We start from the raw sequence: 6000 nt of genomic DNA, 5'->3' as shown, positions 1-6000 counted from the left end.
GGTGCGGGCGCAGGGCGGCGAGCTTGGCCAGGCCGGCGCGGGGGCGGCGGGCGGGGACGGGCGCGGCGGCGTGCTCGCGCTCCCAGACCAGGCCGGCCACCTTGTCCAGCGTCTCGAACAGGTCGCCGTCGACGGTCAGGTCCCCGGCCACCCAGGCGCGGGCGAGCCCCAGTTCGCCGGGCTTCCACAGCATGTGGCGCAGGGCGCGCCGGTTGTTGAGCACCAGCGCGGGGCCGGCGGCGGGGCCGGCTTCGCTGCCGTCCCAGGCACGTATGCGGACGGGCAGGGGGGCGCCCAGCAGGGTTTCGGCAAGGGCTGCCAGCCGCGGCGCGGCGTCGGTCATCGAGGCACCTCCAGGTGTTCCGACCAACCGGCTACCCACAACCGCTCGGGGCCATTCGCCGCCGAATCGTCCCTGGACCGCACCTTGAGCACCCTTTGACCAAACGCTCCACCGGGCGTGCGCCGGGGGGCGCGGCGGCGCCCCGGGTACGCCGGAGGGGCCGCCCGCACCACGGATGGCGGGCGGCCCCTTCGGGGTCGTGCTCAGTGAACCGGTGCGGTGCTCCGGGTCAGGAGGCCTTGGCCTTCTCGGCCGGGGCAGCGGCGGCGGCCGGGGCCGGCGCCGGCTTGGCGGCCTCGTAGAACTCCTCGCGCGGGGTCTCCAGGGCGCCGAGGGCGACGACCTCACGCTTGAGGAACATGCCGAGGGTCCAGTCCGCGAAGACGCGGATCTTGCGGTTCCAGGTCGGCATGGCCATGCCGTGGTAGCCGCGGTGCATGTACCAGGCGAGGCGGCCCTTGAGCTTGATCTTCATCTTGCCCATGACGATCATCGCCACGCCCTTGTGGAGGCCGAGGCCCGCCACCGCACCCTTGTTGGAGTGCGCGTACTCCTTCTGCGGGAAGCCCCGCATGCCGGAGACCACGTTGTCGCCGAGGACCTTGGCCTGGCGCAGCGCGTGCTGGGCGTTCGGCGGGCACCAGGCGTTCTCGACGCCGGCCTTGCGGGAGGCGACGTCCGGGACCTGGGCGTTGTCGCCGGCGGCCCAGATGTAGTCGGTGCCCTGGACCTGGAGGGTCGGGGCGGTGTCCACGTGGCCGCGCGGGCCGAGCGGCAGGCCGTAGCGGGCCAGCGCCGGGTTCGGCTTGACGCCCGCGGTCCACACGATGGTGTTGGAGTCGACCTCAAGGCCGTTCTTCAGCACCACGTGGCCGTCCACGCAGGAGTCCATGGAGGTGTTGAGGTAGATCTCGATGCCGCGCGACTCGAGGTGCTCCTTGCCCCAGGTGCCGAGCTTGGGCCCGACCTCGGGAAGGATCTTGTCGGCCGCGTCGACCAGGATGAAGCGCATGTCCTCGCGCTTGATCGTGGAGTAGTACTTCGCGGCGTCGCGGGCCATGTCCTCGACCTCGCCGATCGTCTCGGCGCCGGCGAAGCCGCCGCCGACGAAGACGAAGGTGAGGGCCTTGCGGCGGACGTTCTCGTCCGTCGTGGACTCCGCCTTGTCGAGCTGTTCGAGGACGTGGTTGCGCAGACCGATGCCCTCCTCGACGCCCTTCATACCGATGCCCTGTTCGGCCAGGCCGGGGATCGGGAAGGTGCGCGAGACGGCGCCGAGCGCGATCACCAGGTAGTCGAAGGGCAGCTCGTACGCCTCGCCGACGAGCGGCGTGACGACGGCGACCTTGCGGTCCTGGTCGATGCTGGTGACCCGGCCGGTGAGAACCTCAGCCTTGGGCAGCACGCGTCGCAGCGGGACGACGACGTGCCGAGGCGAGATGCTGCCTGCGGCCACTTCGGGGAGGAAGGGCTGGTAGGTCATGTACGAGCGCGGGTCGACGACCGTGACGGTCGCCTCGCCGTAGCGCATCTTCTTCATGATGCGCTTGGCTGCGTACAGGCCTACGTACCCACCTCCTACAACGAGGATCCTGGGACGCTCCGTGGTGCTCATGAGATGAGTATCCAGCACCCCAAGGGGTGATGCTCGTGAGCCCCTTCACAAGGAGCTGGGAGACCTCTGCTACACTGCGCGCCCCGCGTGACCCAGATCATGGCGCGCGACGGGAACCACGGTGTAACGGGATTCGTTGTTCACCCGCGCTGAACTGGCCTCCAAGGCCTCAACCGGACTGGACCACTGGCTTTCGTCCTTACCTCTGATACGAAACCCGTAGCGTCCGCGCATCGCACAAACAGGTGCTGAAACGGCCCTGCGACCCCCGAGAACCCCTCGAACCACCCTCTTGTTGACCTGGAGGGCCCTTTTTCCTTGTGAAGAACTTCACGAACCTCGTTCGGAGGAGGGCCTTTTCGGCCTCCCGTGAGCCGCGCACAGCCCTCACACTGCCCTGGCCCCGGGCGTGCTCCCCCGCCCCACCAGCCACTCATCGGGTGGAACGCGATATTCGGCCACAGCCGCGGACGACGACCGCCGCAGGAACGCCCTCGGACGGCTTGAGGGGGCGCCCCGGCAGGGACGCCCCCTCGTACACCCGCCCCGCCGGACCGGTCAGGCCACGGACCAGGCGATGCCGTCCAGGATGTCGTGCTCCGAGACCACGACCTCGGAGGCGCCGACGCGCTCCATGATCGCGAGGAGGACGAGGGCGCCGGCGCCGATCACGTCGACCCGGCCCGGGTGCATCACCGGGATCGCCGAGCGCTCGTCGTGGGTCGCCGTCAGCATGCGCCCGCTGATCTCGCGGACCTGCTCGTAGGAGATCCGGGAGTGGTGGATCCGCTCGGACTCGTACGCCTCCAGGCCCAGGGCGATCGCGGCGACCGTGGTCACCGAGCCCGCCAGGCCCACCAGGGTGCGCGCCTCGTCCAGCGGGACCGTCTCGGCGGCCAGGTCCAGGGCCGCTTCGATGTCGGCGCGCATGGCGTCGACCTGCCCGGCCGTCGGCGGGTCGGTGACCTCGCCGTCCACCACCAGGTGGCGCTCGGTCATGCGGACGCAGCCCACGTCGACCGAGCGGGCGGCCCGGACGTGGTCCTCGCCGACGACGAACTCCGTCGAGCCGCCGCCGATGTCCACGACCAGGAAGGGCCGCTCCAGGTGGGTGCGGCCGGTGAGCTCCTTGGTGGCGCCGGTGAAGGAGAACTCCGCCTCCTGCTCGCCGGAGATCACCTCGGGCTCCACGCCCAGGATGTCCAGGACGCCCCGGACGAAGTCCGCCCGGTTCTCGGCGTCGCGCGAGGCCGAGGTGGCCACGAAACGGACCCGCTCGGCGCCCAGCTCCTTGATCACCGCGGCGTACTCGCGGCAGGCCGCGAAGGTGCGCTCCAGCGCCTCCGGGGCCAGCCGGCCGGTCCTGTCCACGCCCTGGCCGAGCCGGACGATGGTCATCCGGCGGTCGAGCTCGACCAGCTCCCCGGTGGCCGGGTCGCAGTCGGCGACGAGGAGGCGGATGGAGTTGGTACCGCAGTCGATGCCGGCGACCCGCGTCATGCGGACTCCCCTCCCTGCTCCTCTTCCTTCGCCCGGTCGCCGCACGGGGTGACGCAGGGGCCCTTGGCCCACCACTCCGGCAGCATCGCCAGGGCCTCGTCGCCGAACGGGTTCACCCCGGGGCCGGCCGCCAGCGAGTGGCCGACGAGCACGTGCAGGCACTTCACCCGGTCCGGCATGCCGCCGGCGCTCGGGAAGCCCTGGAGCACCTCGATGGCGTCGCGGCGCTGGATGTAGTCCTCGTGCGCCGCGCGGTACGCGGCGGCGAGCTCCGGGTCCTCGGCGAGGCGGGCCTGCATCTCCTTCATCACGCCGTTGGCCTCCAGCGTGCCGATCGCGGAGGCCGCGCGCGGGCAGGTGAGGTAGTACAGCGTGGGGAAGGGGGTGCCGTCGGGGAGGCGCGGGGCCGTCTCGACGACGTCCGGCTGGCCGCAGGGGCAGCGGTGCGCGATGGCGCGCAGCCCGCGCGGCGGGCGGCCGAGCTGCTGCTGGAACGCCTCGATGTCGGCGTCGGTCGGCTCGGTCCGGTCGGTCTGGGGCGGGGGCGTCTGCATGCCTGGAGGAAGTCTCTTCGTTCGGTCGTACGTGACGGTCGTGAGGGGTGGTTCAGTCGCCGGGGCGGTCGGCCTTGTCGACGCCGTCCCAGACGTTGGAGTACCAGGGGCGGTCGGATCCGCCCTGGCCGCCGCGGCGGTGTTCCGCGGCCGCGGCTCCGGGGTCGGTCATGATGTAGCCGATCTCCCCCGGGCGCACGAAGTGCAGGTGCCTGCGCGCCTGCTGCTCCGCGTAGGCGGGGTCCTGCCAGCGCGCCTTCTCGTCGCGAAGCTGTTCGAGGCGCTTGCGCGCGGTGGCGGCGGCCCGCTGCTGGTCCGCGATCTCCGAGCGCTGGGAGACGTACTGGCGCATCGGGTACGCGAGGGCGACGACCAGCGTACAGAGGACGAGCACCAGCAGCGCCGCCCGGCCGGTGAGCCGGCTGCGGCGCACCTGCCGGCGGGACTGCGAGCGGTAGACGTGGGCCGCGGTCCGCTCGCCGAGCTGCCGGAGCCTGGTCGCCGTGGAGAAGGTGGAGAACCGATCCCGGTTCCCGGCCATTGATCCGCCTCCCCTTGTGCGCGCTACGCAATACGTCCCCGCACACGGTACGGGACCGAGTGCGGGGACGTAGGGAGGCTAGGCGAGGACTCAGCCCTTGAAGCGCGGGAAGGCGCTGCGGCCCGCGTACACGGCGGCGTCGTCGAGGATCTCCTCGATGCGCAGCAGCTGGTTGTACTTGGCGACGCGGTCCGAGCGGGCCGGGGCGCCGGTCTTGATCTGACCGCAGTTCACCGCGACGGCGAGGTCGGCGATGGTGACGTCCTCGGTCTCACCGGAGCGGTGGGACATCATGCACTTGAAGCCGTTGCGCTGGGCCATCTCGACGGCGTCGAGGGTCTCGGTCAGGGAACCGATCTGGTTCACCTTCACGAGCAGGGCGTTCGCGGAGCCCTCCTCGATACCGCGGGCCAGGCGCTCGGGGTTGGTGACGAAGAGGTCGTCGCCGACGATCTGGACCTTGGAGCCCAGGCGGTCGGTGATGGTCTTCCAGCCGGCCCAGTCGTCCTCGAACAGCGGGTCCTCGATGGAGACGAGCGGGTACGCCTCGACAAGCTCGGCGTAGTAGTCGGTCATCTCGGCGGCCGAGCGGGACTGGCCCTCGAACTCGTACTTGCCGTCCTTGTAGAACTCGGACGCGGCGACGTCGAGCGCGAGCGCGATGTCCTTGCCCGGGGTGTAGCCGGCCTGCTTGATGGCCTCGATGATGAGGTCGAGCGCGGCGCGGTTGGACTCCAGGTTCGGGGCGAAGCCGCCCTCGTCGCCGAGGCCGGTGGAGAGGCCCTTGGTGTGCAGGACCTTCTTGAGGGTGTGGTAGACCTCGGCACCCCAGCGCAGCGCCTCGGAGAAGGACTCCGCGCCGATCGGGGCGATCATGAACTCCTGGATGTCCACGTTGGAGTCGGCGTGCGACCCGCCGTTGAGGATGTTCATCATCGGAACGGGCAGCAGGTGCGCGTTCGGGCCGCCGAGGTAGCGGAAGAGCGGCAGGTCCGAGGCCTCGGACGCGGCGTGCGCGACGGCGAGGGAGACGCCGAGGATGGCGTTGGCGCCGAGCGAGCCCTTGTTGTCGGTGGCGTCGAGGTCGAACATGGCCTGGTCGATCAGGCGCTGCTCGGTGGCGTCGTAGCCGACGAGCTCCGGGCCGATCTGCTCGATGACCGCGAGGACGGCCTTCTCGACGCCCTTGCCCATGTAACGGTTGGGGTCACCGTCACGGAGCTCGATGGCCTCGAAGGCACCGGTGGAGGCGCCGGACGGAACGGCAGCACGGCCGGTGCTGCCGTCGTCGAGGCCCACCTCGACCTCGACCGTGGGGTTGCCTCGGGAGTCCAGGATTTCCCGGGCTACGACGACGTCGATGGACGGCACGAGCATCTCCTTCTGGGATGTGACGCTGGGTGTGCGGTGGCGTGGGGCCTGGGACGGCCTCGCCGACTAGAGCCTA

Annotated in this window: 5 protein-coding genes and 1 pseudogene; all 6 read right to left on the bottom strand. The window is 70.9% G+C overall.

Annotated elements, in window-relative coordinates:
* A pseudogene (locus AB0F18_RS27995) lies at positions 1 to 343 on the bottom strand (SAM-dependent methyltransferase); the annotation flags it as partial.
* A gap of 229 nt (positions 344 to 572) precedes the next feature.
* Entirely contained in the window at positions 573 to 1958 is a 1386-nt protein-coding gene (locus AB0F18_RS27990; protein WP_362065545.1) for an NAD(P)/FAD-dependent oxidoreductase, read from the bottom strand.
* Between the two features lie 558 nt (positions 1959 to 2516).
* Positions 2517 to 3458, bottom strand: a complete 942-nt coding sequence (locus tag AB0F18_RS27985) for a Ppx/GppA phosphatase family protein (protein WP_362065542.1) — start codon at positions 3456 to 3458, stop codon at positions 2517 to 2519.
* Positions 3455 to 4012: a DUF501 domain-containing protein gene (locus AB0F18_RS27980; protein ID WP_362065539.1), complete on the bottom strand. Its 558-nt coding sequence runs from the start codon at positions 4010 to 4012 to the stop codon at positions 3455 to 3457. The genes AB0F18_RS27985 and AB0F18_RS27980 overlap by 4 nt, the downstream gene beginning before the upstream one ends.
* A 52-nt stretch (positions 4013 to 4064) precedes the next feature.
* A complete protein-coding gene (locus AB0F18_RS27975) occupies positions 4065 to 4553 on the bottom strand; it encodes a septum formation initiator family protein (RefSeq protein ID WP_362065536.1) in 489 nt (162 codons plus the stop codon).
* 90 nt (positions 4554 to 4643) lie between these two features.
* Positions 4644 to 5930, bottom strand: coding sequence for a phosphopyruvate hydratase (eno, locus tag AB0F18_RS27970; protein WP_045947571.1), 1287 nt, complete (start codon positions 5928 to 5930; stop codon positions 4644 to 4646).
* Positions 5931 to 6000: the final 70 nt, after the last annotated feature.

Source organism: Streptomyces sp. NPDC029216 (genome assembly GCF_040648015.1).
Lineage (GTDB): Bacteria > Actinomycetota > Actinomycetes > Streptomycetales > Streptomycetaceae > Streptomyces.
The sequence above is the reverse complement of the archived record's forward strand: the minus strand, read 5'-3'. Positions and strand labels throughout refer to the sequence as shown.

What these genes read in the sequence shown, in the direction of transcription:
- AB0F18_RS27975 (WP_362065536.1), bottom strand. Translation starts at nt 4,553, where the DNA reads ATGGCCGGGAACCGGGATCGGTTCTCCACCTTCTCCACGGCGACCAGG.
- AB0F18_RS27985 (WP_362065542.1), bottom strand. Translation starts at nt 3,458, where the DNA reads ATGACGCGGGTCGCCGGCATCGACTGCGGTACCAACTCCATCCGCCTC.
- AB0F18_RS27990 (WP_362065545.1), bottom strand. Translation starts at nt 1,958, where the DNA reads ATGAGCACCACGGAGCGTCCCAGGATCCTCGTTGTAGGAGGTGGGTAC.
- eno (WP_045947571.1), bottom strand. Translation starts at nt 5,930, where the DNA reads ATGCTCGTGCCGTCCATCGACGTCGTCGTAGCCCGGGAAATCCTGGAC.
- AB0F18_RS27980 (WP_362065539.1), bottom strand. Translation starts at nt 4,012, where the DNA reads ATGCAGACGCCCCCGCCCCAGACCGACCGGACCGAGCCGACCGACGCC.